Origin of the sequence: Catenulispora pinistramenti (assembly GCF_018274385.1) — a bacterium.
Lineage (GTDB): Bacteria > Actinomycetota > Actinomycetes > Streptomycetales > Catenulisporaceae > Catenulispora > Catenulispora pinistramenti.
The window spans coordinates 39627-55658 of record NZ_JAAFYZ010000008.1; the positions used below are offsets into that span (position 1 = coordinate 39627).

The window sequence follows — 16032 nt, forward strand, 5'->3', positions numbered from 1 at the left end:
CCCCGGGTGACGCGCCGGGCCGGCCGGGTCCGTCGGAGCGGAGGTACGGACCGTGAACCAGCCGATCAGGCGAGTGGCCATCTTCTGCTTCCTGCTCATCGCCAGCCTGTTGGTCAGCTCCAACTACCTCCAGGTGGTCAACGCCGACAGCTACAAGTCGCGGGTCGGCAACAAGCGGAACGTCTACGACGCGTTCGCGTATCCGCGCGGCCAGATCCTCACCGCGGACGGCACCGTCATCGCCAACTCGGTCCCCTCCGGCGGTCTGTTGTACAAGTACCAGCGCCAGTACCCGCTGAAGTCGGCCTACGGCAACATCACCGGGTACAAGTCGATCGGCTACGGCTCCACCGACATCGAGTCCGTTCTGGACGGTTATCTGAAGGGCACGGACAGCTCCGAGTCCGTGGCCAACTTCATGGACACGCTGACCGGCAAGTCCAAGAAGGGCGGGGACGTCCAGCTGACCCTGCAGAATCCGGTGCAGCAAGCGGCCATCAAGGCGCTGGGCACGGAGACCGGCTCGGTCGTGGCACTGGACCCGACCACCGGCGCGATCCTGGGGATGTACTCCAACCCGAGCTTCGACCCCAACGGGATCTCGTCCAACAACTCCGACGTCTCCAACCCCGCTGCCAACGGGCTGGCCAACGACAAGAACAAGCCGAACCTGAACCACGCGATCCAGGAGAACTACCCTCCCGGCTCGGTGTTCAAGATCGTCACGGCCGCGGCGGCGCTGGATACCGGCATGTACACCGAGACCGGCCCGACGGGAGCCCCGGCCACCACGCTGACCTGGCCCGGTTCGTCCAACCAGCTGCCCAACGAGAACAGCGCGACCTGCCCGGGAACGGACTTGAAGTCCGCGCTCGAGCAGTCCTGCAACTCCGTCTACGGTTTCGTCGGCGACAAGCTCGGCGCGCAGACCATGGCCGAGTACGCGCAGAAGTTCGGGTTCAACAACCCCAGCTTGAAGATTCCGCTGTCGGTCGCACAGTCGAACTTCCCGGCTGCCAATCAGATCGGCAGTGACGCGGTCGCCCTGGCCCAGGACTCGGTCGGGCAGAACGGCACGCAGGCCACCCCGCTGCAGGCGGCGATGATAGCGGCGGCGGTGGCCAACGGCGGCGTCATCATGCAGCCCTACCTGGTGGACAAGGAGACCGCGCCCAACGGCCACGTGACGTACAAGGGCTCGGACCACCAGCACGAGCTCAGCCAGGCGATGCAGCCGTCCACGGCGGCCACCCTGGACGACATGATGCAGAGCGTGGTCGCCAACGGCACCGCGCAGAACGCCGCTGTCGCGGGCATCCACATGGGCGCCAAGACCGGCACCGCACAGCGTGGCACGAACCAGAACCCGCTGGCCTGGTTCGTCTGCTACGGCACCGCCAACGGCAAGAAGGTCGCGGTGGCGGCCATGGTCGAGACGAACAATCCCAATATCCGCGGCGACGTCAGCGGTGTCGGGTTCGCCGGTCCGGTGGCCGACGCTGTGTTGAAGGCGGCACTCGGCGTGAGCTGACAGGGCGGGGATCCGCCCCGGGCCGGGCGGGTGTCGGACCGGCGGCCCCGGGTAGCGGGGAGCCGGTCCTCGGGGATCAGCGGCGCGTGGACTGGCGCCGGACCCGGTTCGGGGGATACTGCCGGAAGCAAGTTTTCGACTGAGACGATGTCAGACCGCCGCCTTCGGGCGGTGATCGATGAGCTGGAGCGATGAGATGTCCGGAACCTACCCCGGGGCGGAACAGCCGCGGCGGCTCGGCGGCAGGTACGAGCTGGGCTCCGTGCTGGGCCGAGGCGGGATGGCCGAGGTCTTCATGGCCCGCGACACCCGGCTGGGCCGCACGGTGGCCGTGAAGACCCTGCGCGCGGACCTGTCCCGGGACCCGACGTTCCAGGCGCGGTTCCGCCGCGAGGCGCAGTCGGCGGCCTCCCTGAACCACCCGGCGATCGTGGCGATCTACGACACCGGCGAGGACTTCGAGGCCAACGTCTCGGTCCCCTACATCGTGATGGAGTACGCCGACGGCTCCACGCTGCGCGACCTGCTGCACTCCGGCCGCCGGCTGCTGCCCGAGCGGGCCCTGGAGATCACCGCCGGCGTGCTTCAGGCCCTGGACTACTCGCACCGCAACGGCATCATCCACCGCGACATCAAGCCCGCGAACATCATGCTGACCCGGGCCGGCACCGTGAAGGTGATGGACTTCGGCATCGCCCGGGCCATGGCCGACAACGGCATGACGATGACGCAGACCGCCGCGGTCATCGGCACCGCGCAGTACCTGTCGCCGGAGCAGGCCAAGGGCGAGACCGTGGACGCCCGCAGCGACCTGTACTCCACCGGCTGCCTGATGTACGAACTGCTCACCGGCCGGCCGCCGTTCGTCGGCGACTCCCCGGTGGCGGTGGCCTACCAGCACGTGCGCGAGGAGCCGCAGCCGCCGTCCTCGTACGACCCCGAGGTGAGCCCGGCGATCGACGCGGTGGTGCTCAAGTCGCTGGCCAAGTCCGCCGACCAGCGCTACCAGTCGGCCACCGAGATGCGCGCCGACATCGAGCGGGTGCTGGACGGCCGGCCGACCGACGCGCAGACCGCGGTGCTGGGCGCGGCCAACATGCCGACCCAGCGGCTGGACCCGCGCCAGGTCGGTGCCGCGGCCGCGGTGGGTCAGACCCGGGCCATGCCCGCGGTCGACGCGCAGACCGGCTACCAGCCGCCGACGCCGCGGTACGAGGACGAGGAATACCTGGACGGTGGCCGTCCGCCGGCGGGCCCGCCGCGCCGTCCGGAGCCGCGCCGTCCTCCGGAGCCGGAGAAGAGCGGCAAGACCGGGTACATCATCCTGGCCATCGCCGGCATCGCCGCGGTGATCGCCGCGGTCCTGCTGGCCAAGTCGCTGCTGAAGTCCGGCGGCAACACCAGCTCCAAGGCGGTGCCGGACTTCGGCGTCGGGATCACCAACTTCGGCCAGGCGCAGCAGATGCTGGCCAAGCCGGAGTACGCCGGGTACTCGCTCACCGGCAACGGCAAGGACTGCCCGGCCGGGACCGACCAGCACCAGGGCACGCTCGGGACGATCATCGCCCAGAACCCGGCGGCCAACGTCTACCAGAAGCCCGGTCCGATCACCTACTGCCTGTCGCTGGGCCCGCAGACGGGCAAGGTGCCGACGAAGGCCGTCCTGAACACCTGGACCCAGGACACCCTGAAGAGCTACCTGGCCGGTGCCCACTTCGATCTGTCCAACCCGGTGATCTCGCAGCAGTCCAGCGACACGGTTCCGGTCAACAACATCATCGACGTGATCGACGCGAACAACAACAACGCGGTCCTGGACGGCGTGCAGGTCCCCGACGTCAGCAAGGTCCAGATCGGGTGGATCGTCTCCACCGGCAAGAACAAGATCGCGCTGAACGGGGCCAGCGGCGGCTACGTCGGGCAGCCGTACGGCGGCGTCGTCAACCAGATCGAGGGGCTGGGCTTCACCAAGGTCACCCCGCAGCCGGACACCTCGGCCAACGGCCAGCAGCCCGGCAACGTGACCAAGCTCAGCGTGGGGGACGGTTCGTTCACCGCCGACACGCCGATTGTGGTGTACTACGCGCCGCAGCCGCCGCCGAGCACGCCGTCCAGCTCCCAGCAGCAGACGTGTGACCCGCAGCAGGACCCGACCTGCCAGCCGAGCGGCAACCCGACGTCGACGACGTCGTCCGGGCCGGGCAACCCGAACCCGACCAACAGCATGGCGTGCATCCTCGACCCGGCGCTGTGCCCGAGCTCCCCGACGAGTTCGAAGGGGCACGGAGGTAACTGAGCGATCCGCTCTATAGCGAAGCCCCGCACGGAACCTTCCGTGCGGGGCTTCGTGTTGTCCGCTATAGGGGAAACGCTATAGCGCAGCCCTCAGTTAGCCGCACCAATCACCACAGGGGCCAGGCCCGCCGACCGCTCGACCGCCCCGGCGTCGCCGCATGCGGTGAGCCAGTTCGCCAGCATCCGGTGCCCGCCCTCGGTGAGGACCGACTCGGGATGGAACTGCACCGCCTCTACCGGGAGTTCTCGGTGCCGGATGCCCATGATGACGCCGGAGTCGGTGCGTGCGGTCACGGACAGGTCCTCCGGCAGCGTCTCCGGCTCTATGGCCAGGGAGTGGTAGCGGGTGGCCGTGAACGGGTCCGGGAGGCCCTGGAAGACACCCTGGCCGTCGTGGGTCACGGTGCTGGTCTTGCCGTGCAGCAGTTCCGGGGCCCGGCCGACCACGGCGCCGTGCGCGACGGCGATCGACTGCAGGCCCAGGCAGACGCCGAAGACCGGGATCCGGTGCCGCTCGGCGTAACCGACCATCTTGATGCAGATGCCGGCTTCCTCGGGCGTCCCGGGGCCGGGCGAGAGCAGGACGCCGTCGTAGTCGTGCGCGGCCTCGACGCCGATCGCGTCGTTGCGCACCACCTCGCACTCCGCGCCGAGCTGGTACAGGTACTGGACGAGGTTGTAGACGAAGCTGTCGTAGTTGTCGACGACGAGGATCCGCGCTGCCATGCCGCGAGCCTACCGGCCGCGGGGAGCCGCTACTGCGAGACGGTGTTACCGCTGAACGGCATCAGCGGCTCGACCCACGGGAAGATCCAGCCGAACAGGAGCACCACGATCACGGCCGCCACGATTAGGGCGACGAGTACCTTCACATAGACGGGTCCCGGAAGGTGCCGCCATAGAAACGCGTACATCGCCTGCTCCTCTTCTCTACAGACTTCTCTATAGAGGTCTCTATGAGGTTTTACCAGAGTCTTATTGGAACTTGGGGGCGTTCACGGTCAACGCCGGGGGCTCGCCCTGGGCGCGGGGCCGCTCGGCGATCAGCGTCCCGATGACGATCATCCGCTGGGTGGAGGCCCACCAGGGGTTGCAGGTGGTCAGCGTGATCAGCTTCTGGCTGGGCTTTTCGCCCGGCTCGTTCGGGACCGGGGCGACGACGCCGAGGTCGGTCGGCTCGACGATGAACGGGTCGCGGTCCTCGCGGTAGGTGTACCAGGTCTGGGCGGTCTCCACGACGATCAGGTCGCCGGCCCGCATCTCGTCGAGGTAGCGGAACGGTTCGCCGTGCGTCTTGCGGTGTCCGGCGACCGCGAAGTTCCCGATCTGGCCGGGCAGCGCCGAGTCCTTGTAGTGGCCGACGCCGCGGCCCAGCAGGTCCAAAGTGGTGCCCTGCAGGACCGGGATCGACTTGTCGCCGAGCCGCGGGATGTGCAGGATCGCGAACGCCGTGCCGGAGTGGCCCTGGCTGTCGGCGGTGTCGAAGGGGTCGGCGGCCGGCGCGGCCGAGCGCGCGGCCGGCGGCTCGGCCCACTGCTTGTGCAGGTCCGAGACCTCGGACTTCATCGCCTCGTCGGCGACCACGTTGGTGTAGAAGAGCTGGTAGGCGCAGAACAGGAAGAGCACGACGCCGAGCGTGATCAGGATCTCCCCGAGCGATCGGATGGTCGTCCGCGTACGTTCAGCCCACATTCCGCCAGTTTGTCGGCTTCACGGCGCCACGGACGCGAACGACACGTCCAGCGGCCCGGTGTAGCCCGGGAGCGTCACTCGATCGCGCGCCTTCACGTCCCAGCCGAGGCCGTAGGCGCTGACGTATTCCAGATACGTCTGCACGGCCGGGGCGGCCAGCAACGACGCCCGCAGCTTGGTCGGGTCGCCGACCGCGGTGATCACGTAGGGCGGGGAGTAGACGCGGCCTTGCAGAAGCAGGGTGTTGCCGACGCAGCGCACCGCCGAGGTGGGCGCCAGGCGCTGGTCCATCAACTGGATCCCGGTCGCGCCGCCGGCCCACAAGGCGTTCACCACCGCCTGCACGTCCTGCTGGTGGATGATCAGCCAGTCCGGCTGGGCCGCGGGGGCCCCGGCGGCCGGCTGGGCGTTCGGCGGGGCGTCGTTGAGGGTCACGGCCAGCGCCGAGCCGCTGACCGGGGTCAGGGCCACCGGGCCGGACAGCGCGTCCACCTGGTCCTGGACCGCCTTGACCCGGGCGTCGGCGCTCTGGGCGCGGGTCAGCGCGTCCTGGTCCGCGCGCTGGGTCGCGACCTGCTCGGTAAGCTGTTGGTTGTGCGTGTTCTGGGCCCGGATCACGTCGGAGAGCTGGGCCCCCCGGTCCGGGCGGATGTCACCCTGGCCGTTCGCGGTGTCCCGGGCGGTCAGGAACAGCGCTCCGGCGAGGGCGAACACCAGGACCACCCCGGTGTGCCAGACCACCCGGGAGCGGGGCCGCCCGGCCTGTCGCGGGCCGGAACCCGGACCCGGCTCCGGGTCGGCCTCCGATACGGGTTCGTCCAGCTGATCGCGCCCTGACGCCATGGCGGATACGCTATCGGACGCACACTGTCGCATGCCCGATCGAGGCCGCACAGCAGCCGAGCAATCCAGGAGTGAACCGTGCCCGAGTCGAAGGTCCGCAAGAAGGCCGCGTACACCCCGCCGCCGGACAAGAAGCAGCCGATCAAGCTGGACACCGGGAACCGGGTGGTGCTGCCGCTGATGGTCGGGTGTTTCCTGCTCGGCCTGCTGTGGATAGTCGTCTACTACCTGTCGAACATGACGTATCCGGTGTCGGCCCTGCACGGCTGGAACATGGCCGTCGGCTTCGGCCTGATCATCGTCGGATTCATCACGTCGATGAAGTGGAAGTAGCGTCCGGCCCGCATTAGGTCCTCGGCGTCACCGACTGTGCCCGACCGCTTCCTAACACAACATCCACAGGCTTATCCCCAGTGTGGATAAGTGCCGGAAGCCTGTGGATAACTTGCCGGGACGTCGGTGACGCCCCTGGTCAGGCCGGGTGAGTACGCGGCGCCGTCAACAGTGCGCGTACGGTTCGCGGGGTCGTTCAGGTGTGCGGTGTGGACGGCCGTCCCGGCTATCGCCAGCGCCAGGACCAGCGCCATGGTGCCGAAGCCGAGCCCGTTGAGCAGCCGCACCTGCTGCTCACGGGGCGCCCGGCCCCGCCCGAAGGCCCGGATCAGCTCCGGGGCGAAGGCGTAGACCGCGCCGATCAGCGCGCCGGCCACCACCCCGCCGACGTGGTCGCGCCAGTCGATGTTGGTGTCCTGCAACGGGATCACGATGTTGATGATCAGCACCACCACGATCATCCCGGGGTCCAGGATCTTGCGCCGCAGCCCGATCACCACCAGGCAGCCGAAGACCGCCGAGATCGCGCCGGAGGCGCCCAGGCTGGCCGGGCTCAGCGGGGTCATGAACCAGTAGGACGTCACCGCCCCGGCCAGCCCGCCGACCAGGTAGACCAGCAGGAACCGGAGCCGGCCGAGCAACGCCTCCAGCATCGGGCCGATGAAGAACAGCGAGATCATGTTCGAGGCGATGTGTATCAGGTTCGCGTGCAGGAACATCGAGGTGAACAGCCGGTACCACTCGCCGTTGGCGACGCCTATCGGCTGGCCGTCCACCCAGGTGCCCTTGGCGATCAGCTCCAGCCGCATGTCCAGGGTGTTCACCTGGGCCACCTGGCCGTCGCCGACGCCGACCTGCGAACTGCCGATGATGTGCTGCAGGCCGAACATCACGAAGTTCAGCGCGATCAGGCTGTAGGTGACCACCGGCACCACCCGGGGCCGCAGCACCGCCCCGAACGGGGACCGGGCCTTGGGCACCTGCTGGTTGCCGCCGCGCACGCAGTCCGGGCACTGGAACCCGACCGAGGCCGGCACCATGCACTCCGGGCAGATCCGGCGGTCACAGCGGGTGCAGCGGATCTGCGCCTCCCGCCCCGGATGCCGGTAGCAGGCTTGGAGGTCGGGCGCTGGCGCGGAGGGGCTGCCTGGCGGCATCGTCACGGTGATCCTTCTGCCACGGGTTCCGGTTTCGATCGGCCGGTTCGAATGTAGAGGAAACGAACACGCGGGGCACGGAGTTTCCTCCGGCCCCGCGCGGCAGGCTCAGCCTTCGCGACGCTCGACCGTGATCGACTCGATGACCACCGGCTCCAGCGGGCGGTCCTGGTCGGCGGTGGGGACGGCCGCGATCTGGTCCACGACCTTGCGGCTGCCCTCGTCCACGACCTCACCGAAGATCGTGTGCTTGCCGTTCAGGTGGGTCGGCCGGCGCGGGGTCGGCACGGTGATGAAGAACTGCGAGCCGTTGGTGCCCCGGCCGTTGCGGATGCCCGCGTTGGCCATGGCCAGCAGGTAGTCGCGGTCGTTGAAGGTCTGGTCCGGGTGCGGTTCGTCGTCGAAGACGTAGCCCGGGCCGCCGAAGCCCTGGCCCAGCGGGTCGCCGCCCTGGATCATGAACTGCGGGATGATCCGGTGGAAGACCGTGCCGTTGTACAGCGGTTTGGTCGACTTCTCGTTGGTCTCCGGATGCGTCCACTCCCGGGTCCCCTCCGCCAGACCCACGAAGTTGGCGACGGTCTTCGGCGCGTAGTCCGGAAGCAACCGCACGACGATATCGCCGTGGTTGGTCTTGATGGTGGCGTACAGGTTCTCGGCCACAGTCTGTTGCCTTTCGGTTTCTGTCGTATGGACGCTCTCCATCCTCGCACGGAAGCACGCTCACCCTCTGGGTAGCCCCAATGGCCCTGAGTGAGATTGTCGGAAGGGTGGGCCGGGCAGGCACGACTTCGAGCCGCTTGCCAGGTCGACCCTGCTTCCGGCGGCGCTGCCCGGCGGGGCCGCCGGCAGCGGTGAACAGGTTAAGTAAGGGAGAGGCGAGGATGAGGATGCCGTTCAGCCACGAAGAGCCGCAGAGCCGTCTGGAGCGCGTGCGCTGTGCTGTGCGCGACCGGACCTCTGGCGCCGCCCACTCGGTCTCCGGTGCGGCCGGGACCGCCCAGTCCGCGGCGGCCAACGCCGCCGGCGTCGCGCAGGACACCGCCCAGCAGGTCGCAGGACGGGCCACGGTGGTCGCGCACCAGGTGGCCGACCGCGCGTCGGTCGCCGCCGCGGTGCTGGCCGAGCGCGCCCGCCCGGTGGCCTCCGAGGCCGCGTCCCGCGGCGGCGCGGCCTGGCAGGTCATTCTGCACGGCGCGCCCCAGCCCTCGCCGATGTCCCGGGTGGCCGCGGTCATGCCGGTCGCGGTGACCACCGTCGCCCGCCGCGGCCGGGCCCCGCTGGGCCTGATGGCCATCGGCGCCCTGGGCGCGGTCGGCCTGCTGTGGTGGCGCCGCTCCCGGGCCGGTGCCGACAGCGTCTGGATCCTCGACTCGGACAGCGACGTCGAGCCGGTCGGCCGCTGGCAGGAGGGCGACCGCCGCGGCGGTGCCGACGACACCGCCATGGATCCCGGCCGCCGCGAGTCCCCGGCCAACCGCTGGCCCTGAGCCCCGACCCCGCTGGCCCTGAGCCGCCGACCGGCGCGGACCCGACCACCCACCGAAAGGCGTTCCGCCCATGATCGCCGTCGCGCTGGGCCTGATCGGCCTCGTGGTCATGATCGCTACCGGCGTGGCCGCCTCCAGCACCGCCGACGACCACCTGACCTTTCTGGGAGTCGGCGTCCAGACCACCACGGCCCAGGTCTTCCTGACCGGCGCGATATTCGGCTGGGTCTTCGTCATCGCCCTATGGCTGCTGCGGCTCGGTATGCACCGCTCCGGCGAGCGCTGCGCCCAACTCGCAGCCCGCCGCAGCCGCCGTGCCACCGACTGGCTGGGCTTCACCGAGAGCGACGCCGACGACGACGGCTGGGCAGCCTGGAGCGACTGGGGCGTGCTGGGGCGGCGCCCGGGGAACGAGGGGCGCGGGGCGGAGCCGGGCGGGATCCGCTTCCGCACCTTGCCGCCGCTCGGCGCTGACGGTGACGTCGGCGGAGGTGCCAGTGCGAGTGCCGGTGCCGGCACCGACGCCGGTTGGTCGCGGAGCGCTCGGTCGGCTGGCGGCGACGACATCCGACCCAAGCGGGTCGTCGGCCGGACCGGCCCGACTCGTTACGGTCGCAGCACCCCATGGCGTCCCGGCGGCGGCGCTGACAAGACAAACCGGACCATCGCAAGCACATCGGACCAGCCGTACCCGCTGCGCGGCAGCCACCCGCCGCGCCCAGTCACAGGGCGCCCCGGTATCGGCATGGACAGCGGCACTCAACGCCGCGAGATCGGCGGCGGCCCCGGCCCGATGCCGGGCGAGAACCGCGGACCCGAAGGCGAGCACAGCCCCGGCGAGGGCGGTCAGCAGACTGGCTAGGAACGCGGCGTAGATCGTCGCCGAGCCGCGGTCAGGGGCTCGGGTCGGCATGGGGGGTCCTCACTTTCGGTATGCGGCTCTGTCTGGGCTATTTGCGAGCGCTGGCTATCGGTGTTCGGTGTCTGGACCGAGATGTGGTTCTGGTCAGGGGTCCGGGTCGGTGCCGGGATCCTCGCTTTCTGTCGTGGTCTCATCTGCCTCGTAGGCCTCGGCGTGCACCGTGAAGGCGTGCAGCAGCGGCACCGCGGCTACCGGCGCTGAGATCGAGACGTGGATCAGGCCGTTCTCGGTGGTGATGTGCACTGAGCTGTCGGGGGCGGCGCGGGTGACGGCGGCTTTGACTTCTGCGGGCGACTCGCCGCGGGCCGTGGCTCGGGCCGCGAGGCGGGCGGCGTCGAGGCAGCGGATCTGGGTCGCCATGCCGGCCAGGACGCCGGCGAGTGCCAGGGTGAGGAGCAACAGGCTGGGGATGGCCAGGGCCGCCTCCACTGTCGCGTAGCCGGCGTCGGGGGGTCTTCGGCCGGGCATCAGAAGGCCGTGTTCATGGCTTTGCGCAGGACGGCGGTGAGGCCGTCCTGGACCATCGGGCTTGTGATCACCTTGTACAGGATCACGGCGAAGGCGCAGGCGGCGAGGGTGCCGAGGGTGTACTCGACGGTGGACATGCCGTCGTCGCGCCTGAGGCGGTGCAGGGTGTGTCGCATGGTTCTGACTTTCTGTCTTGCTGCCGGTTGGTCAGAGCAGGTGGTGGGCCAGGCCCAGGGCGATGGGGATGACTCCGATCAGGACGAAGGCGGGCAGGAAGCAGCCGGCCAGTGGTGCGACGCCGCGCACTCCGGCCCGGCGGGCGGCCGCGGTGCTCGCGGCATGGCGTTCCTTGCGGAGATCTGTTGCGCAGGCGCGGATCATGGCGACCGGTGGGGCGCCGGTCAGGCCGGCCCGGCCGATGGCCTCGGCGACCGGGCGCAGTCCGGGCTCGCCGGCCACCACGCGCCAGGTGGTGACCGGGTTGCCGCCGAGCCGGAGCAGGTGCGCGACTTCCTGGAAGCGGTCGGCCAGCTCAGCTGCCGCGTGCTCGCCGAGGGTGGTGAGCCGGCCGGCCGGGCGCAGGCAGTAGGCGACGACTTCGGCGGCGCGCAACGGATCGGCGCCGGAGGCCAGGCATGCGGCCAGCAGGTCCGCGGCCACCGGGCAGATGCGGGCCGTCGCCTGGCCCTGCCGCGTCCTTCGGCGGGCCAGGCTCCAAGGGTTGTGTCTCAGCCTTTTGAGAAACCCGGACCAGGGCCGGGTGTGCGCCGGATCCGTCGCGCCCTCTGGTGCGGTCAGGAAGGCCAGGCGTCGGGCCGGGCGGTTCGGCCGACGCTGCGGCCAGCACAGCACCGACACGCCCGCCGAGACGCCGGCCGCGATCCCGGTGAACGCGACGCCCAGGACGTTCACGACAGCGCCTCCGCCGATCGTGCGATGCGGTCCATCCACAGCACGCCGCCGAGCACGAGCGCGATGCCCAGCACCAGACACGTCTCGCCGACCCCGGTGTGCAGCAGCATGGGGACCGGCGAGAGCCCCATCCCGGAGCCGATGACCAGCCCGACCACCGGCAGCAGCGCCAGCAACCGGGCCGAGGTGCGGATCCCGGCGAGTTCGGCGTCCAGCTCCCGGCGTTGGGCCCGTTCAGCCCGCAGCCCGTCGGCCAGCTCCCCGATCGCCGCTGTCATCCCGGCGCCGCCCTCGGCGACCTGCCAGCACGCGGCCAGCGCGGCCAGGGCCTCGCGGCCCGGTGTCCCGGCGGCCGAGCGCAGCACGGTGACCACGTCGTCGCCGGTGCTGAGCGGTCCGGCGAGATACACCGCCAGGTCCGGGCACGCGCCGTTGGCCGCGTCCCGCAATGCCTCGCGCGCCTCGCGCCCGGCGTGTAGTTCGGAACGGACGGTGACGCAGAGTTCGATGATCTCGGTCCGTCGGCGCTCGACGGCCAGCCGTGCGGTGTGCGCCGTCCACGCCCGATGGGCCCGCCACGCACCGAACGGAACCAGGAACGCCAGAACCGTCGAGCGGGCCAACAGCGAACTGAGGATGCCCAACGCGATCGCCGACAACGCCGTCGGCCACGCCCCGGACAGCCGCAACCGCCACCTCGGCCCCTTGGGCTGGCCCAGTACCGCGGTCTCCAGACGACGGCGCGCGCCGGGGCCGGGAAACGCCAGTACCGCTGAAGCCGCCAGCAGTCCGGCCAACGCGGCGCTCATCGGTGGCCCCCTCTGCGTGCCGGTGCGGGGCCGTAGTCGGCGACGAACGGCTCGTCCGGACCGGCTTCGTCGCCGCCCGGCGCGTTCTTCAGCACCGGCAACAGCCGATCGGCCGCGGCCAACGCCTCCTGCCAACTGTCGAGGTGGTCCAGCCCGGCGTCAGGACCTTGGTTCTCCGGTTCCGGCGCGGGATCGTCGGGCGTCTCACGGATCTCCAGGCCCAGCAACCGGCTCAGGCGTTCGGCCCCGGCGCCGTACGTCGCCGTGCCCGCGGCGTCGAAGTCCACGGCGGGGAGTACCTGCGTCTCCGCGAACCCGCGCTCGATGACGCCGATCGAAGCCAGGCGCCGTTTTCCCTTCTCCCGCACCAGATGCACGACCGCCTGCACCGCGGAGGCGAGCTGCGCGTGCAGCGCACCCTGTGACAACCCGGCCGGGGCGGCGAGGGCTTCGACCCGGGCCACGACGTCCTCGACCCCGTTGGCGTGCAAAGTGGCCGCGCAGCCGTCGTGCCCGGTGTTCATCGCGGCCAGCAGTTCCAGCACCTCGGGCCCGCGCACCTCGCCGACCACGACCCGGTCCGGCCGCATCCGCAACGCCTGCCGCACCAACGTCCGCAGGTTCACCGCGCCGCGGTTCTCCTGGTTCGCGATCCGGCATTGCAGCCGGGCCACGTGCGGATGGTCGACGACCACCTCGGCGCACTCCTCGGTCACCACGATCCGCTCGTCCGCCGGCACCAGGCCGAGCAGCGCGCCGAGCAGCGTGGTCTTACCGCTGCCGGTGCCGCCGGTGACCAGATACGACAGCCGGGCGGTGGCGATGGCCTGGAGGAGGTGCGCGCCGTGTTCGGTGGTCAGTCCCCCGGCGGTCAGCCGTTCCATGGTGAAGGCCCGGCGTGGCGGGACCCGTAACGAGATCAGCGTTCCGCGCACGGCTACCGGAGGCAGCACCGCGTGCAGCCGGGCGCCGTCCGGCAGGACGCCGTCGACGCACGGTGCCGCGTCGTCGAGCCGGCGCCCGGCGTGGGCGGCCAGCCGCTGCGCGAGGCGCCGCACCGCGGTCTCGTCGGGGAAGCGCACGTCGGCGCGGCTCAAGGTCCCGGCCCGCTCGATCCACACCGAGTCCGGCGCGTTGACCAGGACGTCGGTGACCTCCGGGTCGGACAGGAACCGGTCCAGCACACCGGCGCCGGTGAGTTCGGAGCGGACCTGGTACGCCGCGGCGCGCAGATCACGGCCGTCCAGCATGCATCCCTCGGCCCGCAGCGCGGCGAGGATGGCTTGCATGTCGACCCGTACCGGCGGGGTGGCCAGCCGAGTGCGGACCCGGTCCACGAGCGCCGCGTTCAGCCGCAACCGCTCGGCTCCGGGCAAGGGACCCGAGGACATGGGCGAGGGCGACGACTTGACGGGCGGCGGGATGCTCATGCCGCCGCCCGGGACTCGGAGCCGCGCCGTCCGGACGGCAGGCCGAACAGGTCGTCCAGGAAGGACCGGCAGAAGGCGGAAACGCTGCCCCGGGCGCTGGAGCCCGGCGGCTCGCCGTGCTCGGCGGCGGCCGACAGCCGGCGGTCCGCGCCGATCACCCCGGCCAGCGGCAGCCCGCCCATCACATCCGTTATGTCCAGCGGTTCCAGACCGCCGGGCGCGGGCAGCCGGACCACCACCCGCAGGTCCGGGGTGACCAGTCGGACCGCCGCGGCCAACTGCGAGGCCGCGGCCGAGGCCCGCACCTCGGCCGGCACCACCATGAGCGTCACGTTCGCCAGTGCCAGCGCCTCGGTCGCGGCCTCGTCGAGGGCCCGTGGCAGGTCCACCACGACCAGATCGCCGGCCTGGGCCAACGCGGTCAGCACGGCGCGCACCGGTTCGGCGGCGACCGCGGGCAGCGGGATGTCGGTGCGGGTGTGCGGCCATGTGAGGACCGGCAGACCGCGATGTGGCCGGGCGGCGACCGTCGCCCGGGAGTCCACTCGGCCGGAAACCGCGGAGCCGCTACCGCCTTGCCGAGATCCCTCTGAATCAGAGTTTTCCAGCGCGATCACGCTCGCCCGGGAAAGGGATTCCGCTGATGAACCGTCAGCATTGATCCGGCGCCCGGCGCGGTGCGGTCCGGCGGTTTCCTTCCGGCTCGGCGAACCGCCGCCGGACCACAGATCGTCGTCGATGTCCGGGACTGCGCCGTCATACCCGGCTCCGGGGCCGAACAAGGGATTCCCGGATCCGTCGGCAATGTCGGCGCCATGGACGCCCGGGTCCGAGGACAGCCACGGGTCCGCCTTCGCCGGATCCGCCGGCGACCCGCTGTCGTACCAGGGGTCCTCGTCGGCCCCCGGCCGGGCCCCGAGCCAGCCGGGACCGTCGTCCTCGCCGGGCCGGGCACGTGGCCAGGCCAGCACCGGCAACCGGTCCGCGCCTTCCTCGGTGAAGCCCAGGCCCGCGGCCAGCCCGTGCCGGGAGTGCGCGGCGTAGGTCGGCAGCGCTTCGCGCAGGGAACGGCCGCACAGCCTGCCGTCCCGCCACTGGGCCAGCTCCGACCAGCGCGGCCCGGGCTCGGTCTCCAGGCCGAAGAGCAGGTCGATACCGCCGCCGGCCGGGTCCAGGTCGACCAGGGTGGAGCGCAGGCCGCGCCGGGTGCCGGCCAGGGCCAGCGCGGCGGCCAGGGTCGAGCCACCGGCGCCGCCGCGTCCAGATAGCACGGCGACCACCGCCCCGGGCTCCTCGCGCGGGCTGTCGGCCTCGGCGAGCATGCCGGCCAGCCAGCGCTCGCAGTCCGGCAGGATCAGCACGTGCGCGGCGCCCACAGCGCTGCCTCGCTGCCAGACCGAGGCGTCGTCCAGATCGCGGCCGATCAGCGCGACCTCCGGTCTGCGGGGCAGTCCGGCCCGGGCCACCTCGCCGGTCTGGTCCGCGCCGATCAGCACCAGCGGCGCGGCGGCCCAGCGGCGGCGCGCGGCGCTGGGCCCGGGCACGATCTCGATCCGCACCCCGGCCTCGGCGGCGATCCGCAACAGCGCGTCGGCCAGTGCCGGGTCGGCGGTCACGGCCAGCGGCGCCGGGGCCGCGGCGGGCCCCTGACCTGGCTGTGCGCCGGGATCCGGGCGGCGGGTCCGGCCCGGTCGGCCGGACCCTGGATGCTGCGTGAGGTCTCGCATGGCGGCTCCCTGGGGGCGATGTCCACTGTGGATCTAGGCCCGCCTTCGGTCGGCGGGCCACCGGCCCACGGTCGCCGAGGAATCGCAGAGTGCGCCAGAACGGCCGGAAGCACTTGTGGATAAACCCGGGTTCGGGAAAACCGCTATCCCCCGTTTGGCGCAGCGGCTACGCGGTTATTGGATGCGGAGTCTTAGTTCGTGTACGAACTTGTGGATTTCTCAGGGAAGCGCAAACCCGCCCGGATATCCGGACATCGGTCGTCGGATCTGTGCTCGAGATCTGCGCTCGAGATCTGTGCCCGGGATCTGTGTCTGAGATCTGTGTCTGAGATCTGTGCCCGGGATCTGTGTCCGGCGGGGCTTAAGTGAAGAACGCATGTGGGGATTCGAGTGGGCCTCGAGCGGAGTCGCGGGGCCGGTGGG

16 protein-coding genes and 1 pseudogene are annotated in these 16032 nt (G+C 71.0%); 4 read left to right on the top strand and 13 right to left on the bottom strand.

Annotated elements, in window-relative coordinates; genetic code table 11:
* Positions 1-52 precede the first annotated feature (52 nt).
* Both KGQ19_RS03760 and pknB read left to right on the top strand, forming a co-directional pair.
* Positions 53-1531, top strand: a complete 1479-nt coding sequence (locus KGQ19_RS03760; RefSeq protein WP_212007631.1) for a penicillin-binding transpeptidase domain-containing protein — start codon at positions 53-55, stop codon at positions 1529-1531.
* 196 nt (positions 1532-1727) lie between these two features.
* Positions 1728-3827: a Stk1 family PASTA domain-containing Ser/Thr kinase gene (gene pknB, locus KGQ19_RS03765; RefSeq protein WP_212007632.1), complete on the top strand. Its 2100-nt coding sequence runs from the start codon at positions 1728-1730 to the stop codon at positions 3825-3827.
* Positions 3828-3916: 89 nt separating this feature from the next.
* Here pknB and KGQ19_RS03770 read toward each other — a convergent pair whose 3' ends face one another.
* From KGQ19_RS03770 to KGQ19_RS03785, 4 genes are all read right to left on the bottom strand, one after another.
* Positions 3917-4552, bottom strand: a complete 636-nt coding sequence (locus KGQ19_RS03770; protein ID WP_212007633.1) for an aminodeoxychorismate/anthranilate synthase component II — start codon at positions 4550-4552, stop codon at positions 3917-3919.
* A gap of 29 nt (positions 4553-4581) precedes the next feature.
* Positions 4582-4740 (bottom strand): hypothetical protein, encoded by a 159-nt coding sequence (locus KGQ19_RS03775; RefSeq protein WP_212007634.1) that lies wholly within the window; start codon positions 4738-4740, stop codon positions 4582-4584.
* Between the two features lie 61 nt (positions 4741-4801).
* Entirely contained in the window at positions 4802-5518 is a 717-nt protein-coding gene (locus tag KGQ19_RS03780) for a class E sortase (protein WP_212007635.1), read from the bottom strand.
* 18 nt (positions 5519-5536) lie between these two features.
* Complete coding sequence (locus tag KGQ19_RS03785; RefSeq protein WP_212007636.1) at positions 5537-6361, bottom strand: DUF881 domain-containing protein; 825 nt, start codon at positions 6359-6361, stop codon at positions 5537-5539.
* 78 nt (positions 6362-6439) lie between these two features.
* Between KGQ19_RS03785 and crgA the strand changes: the two genes are divergently transcribed.
* Entirely contained in the window at positions 6440-6694 is a 255-nt protein-coding gene (gene crgA, locus KGQ19_RS03790; protein ID WP_212007637.1) for a cell division protein CrgA, read from the top strand.
* Positions 6695-6765: 71 nt separating this feature from the next.
* On the opposite strand, the gene KGQ19_RS03795 is transcribed toward crgA, so the two are convergent.
* Both KGQ19_RS03795 and KGQ19_RS03800 read right to left on the bottom strand, forming a co-directional pair.
* Positions 6766-7851 carry a rhomboid family intramembrane serine protease gene (locus KGQ19_RS03795; RefSeq protein WP_230418171.1) on the bottom strand — a complete coding sequence of 362 codons (1086 nt, stop codon included), beginning with the start codon at positions 7849-7851 and terminating at the stop codon, positions 6766-6768.
* A gap of 108 nt (positions 7852-7959) precedes the next feature.
* On the bottom strand, positions 7960-8514 hold the full coding sequence (locus KGQ19_RS03800; protein ID WP_368862050.1) for a peptidylprolyl isomerase: 555 nt from the start codon (positions 8512-8514) through the stop codon (positions 7960-7962).
* A 221-nt stretch (positions 8515-8735) separates the two neighbouring features.
* On the opposite strand from KGQ19_RS03800, the gene KGQ19_RS03805 reads away from it, so the two are divergent.
* The gene (locus KGQ19_RS03805) at positions 8736-9341 is read left to right on the top strand and encodes a hypothetical protein (protein ID WP_212007640.1); all 606 of its coding nucleotides are present in this window, start codon (positions 8736-8738) and stop codon (positions 9339-9341) included.
* Positions 9342-9582: 241 nt separating this feature from the next.
* Here KGQ19_RS03805 and KGQ19_RS52540 read toward each other — a convergent pair whose 3' ends face one another.
* The 7 genes and pseudogenes from KGQ19_RS52540 to ssd all read right to left on the bottom strand — a co-directional run bounded on the left by KGQ19_RS52540 (position 9583) and on the right by ssd (position 15609).
* Complete coding sequence (locus KGQ19_RS52540; RefSeq protein WP_212007641.1) at positions 9583-10254, bottom strand: Rv3654c family TadE-like protein; 672 nt, start codon at positions 10252-10254, stop codon at positions 9583-9585.
* Positions 10255-10347: 93 nt separating this feature from the next.
* Entirely contained in the window at positions 10348-10731 is a 384-nt protein-coding gene (locus KGQ19_RS51675) for a TadE family type IV pilus minor pilin (protein ID WP_212007642.1), read from the bottom strand.
* On the bottom strand, positions 10731-10907 hold the full coding sequence (locus tag KGQ19_RS03820; protein ID WP_212007643.1) for a DUF4244 domain-containing protein: 177 nt from the start codon (positions 10905-10907) through the stop codon (positions 10731-10733). Before KGQ19_RS03820 ends, KGQ19_RS51675 begins: the two co-directional genes overlap by 1 nt.
* A gap of 31 nt (positions 10908-10938) precedes the next feature.
* Entirely contained in the window at positions 10939-11643 is a 705-nt protein-coding gene (locus KGQ19_RS03825) for a type II secretion system F family protein (RefSeq protein ID WP_212007644.1), read from the bottom strand.
* Positions 11640-12452 carry a type II secretion system F family protein gene (locus KGQ19_RS03830; RefSeq protein ID WP_212007645.1) on the bottom strand — a complete coding sequence of 271 codons (813 nt, stop codon included), beginning with the start codon at positions 12450-12452 and terminating at the stop codon, positions 11640-11642. The genes KGQ19_RS03825 and KGQ19_RS03830 overlap by 4 nt, the downstream gene beginning before the upstream one ends.
* A 218-nt stretch (positions 12453-12670) precedes the next feature.
* Positions 12671-13843: pseudogene (locus KGQ19_RS03835) on the bottom strand (TadA family conjugal transfer-associated ATPase); the annotation flags it as partial.
* A gap of 35 nt (positions 13844-13878) precedes the next feature.
* Positions 13879-15609 (bottom strand): septum site-determining protein Ssd, encoded by a 1731-nt coding sequence (gene ssd / locus KGQ19_RS03840; RefSeq protein ID WP_212007647.1) that lies wholly within the window; start codon positions 15607-15609, stop codon positions 13879-13881.
* Positions 15610-16032: the final 423 nt, after the last annotated feature.

Excerpts from the sequence above, each read along its gene's own strand:
- pknB (WP_212007632.1), top strand. The coding sequence starts at position 1,728 with ATGTCCGGAACCTACCCCGGGGCGGAACAGCCGCGGCGGCTCGGCGGC.
- KGQ19_RS03770 (WP_212007633.1), bottom strand. The coding sequence starts at position 4,552 with ATGGCAGCGCGGATCCTCGTCGTCGACAACTACGACAGCTTCGTCTAC.
- KGQ19_RS03775 (WP_212007634.1), bottom strand. The coding sequence starts at position 4,740 with ATGTACGCGTTTCTATGGCGGCACCTTCCGGGACCCGTCTATGTGAAG.
- KGQ19_RS03780 (WP_212007635.1), bottom strand. The coding sequence starts at position 5,518 with ATGTGGGCTGAACGTACGCGGACGACCATCCGATCGCTCGGGGAGATC.
- KGQ19_RS03785 (WP_212007636.1), bottom strand. The coding sequence starts at position 6,361 with ATGGCGTCAGGGCGCGATCAGCTGGACGAACCCGTATCGGAGGCCGAC.
- KGQ19_RS03795 (WP_230418171.1), bottom strand. The coding sequence starts at position 7,851 with ATGCCGCCAGGCAGCCCCTCCGCGCCAGCGCCCGACCTCCAAGCCTGC.
- KGQ19_RS03805 (WP_212007640.1), top strand. The coding sequence starts at position 8,736 with ATGAGGATGCCGTTCAGCCACGAAGAGCCGCAGAGCCGTCTGGAGCGC.
- KGQ19_RS52540 (WP_212007641.1), bottom strand. The coding sequence starts at position 10,254 with ATGCCGACCCGAGCCCCTGACCGCGGCTCGGCGACGATCTACGCCGCG.
- KGQ19_RS51675 (WP_212007642.1), bottom strand. The coding sequence starts at position 10,731 with ATGCCCGGCCGAAGACCCCCCGACGCCGGCTACGCGACAGTGGAGGCG.
- KGQ19_RS03820 (WP_212007643.1), bottom strand. The coding sequence starts at position 10,907 with ATGCGACACACCCTGCACCGCCTCAGGCGCGACGACGGCATGTCCACC.
- KGQ19_RS03830 (WP_212007645.1), bottom strand. The coding sequence starts at position 12,452 with ATGAGCGCCGCGTTGGCCGGACTGCTGGCGGCTTCAGCGGTACTGGCG.
- ssd (WP_212007647.1), bottom strand. The coding sequence starts at position 15,609 with ATGCGAGACCTCACGCAGCATCCAGGGTCCGGCCGACCGGGCCGGACC.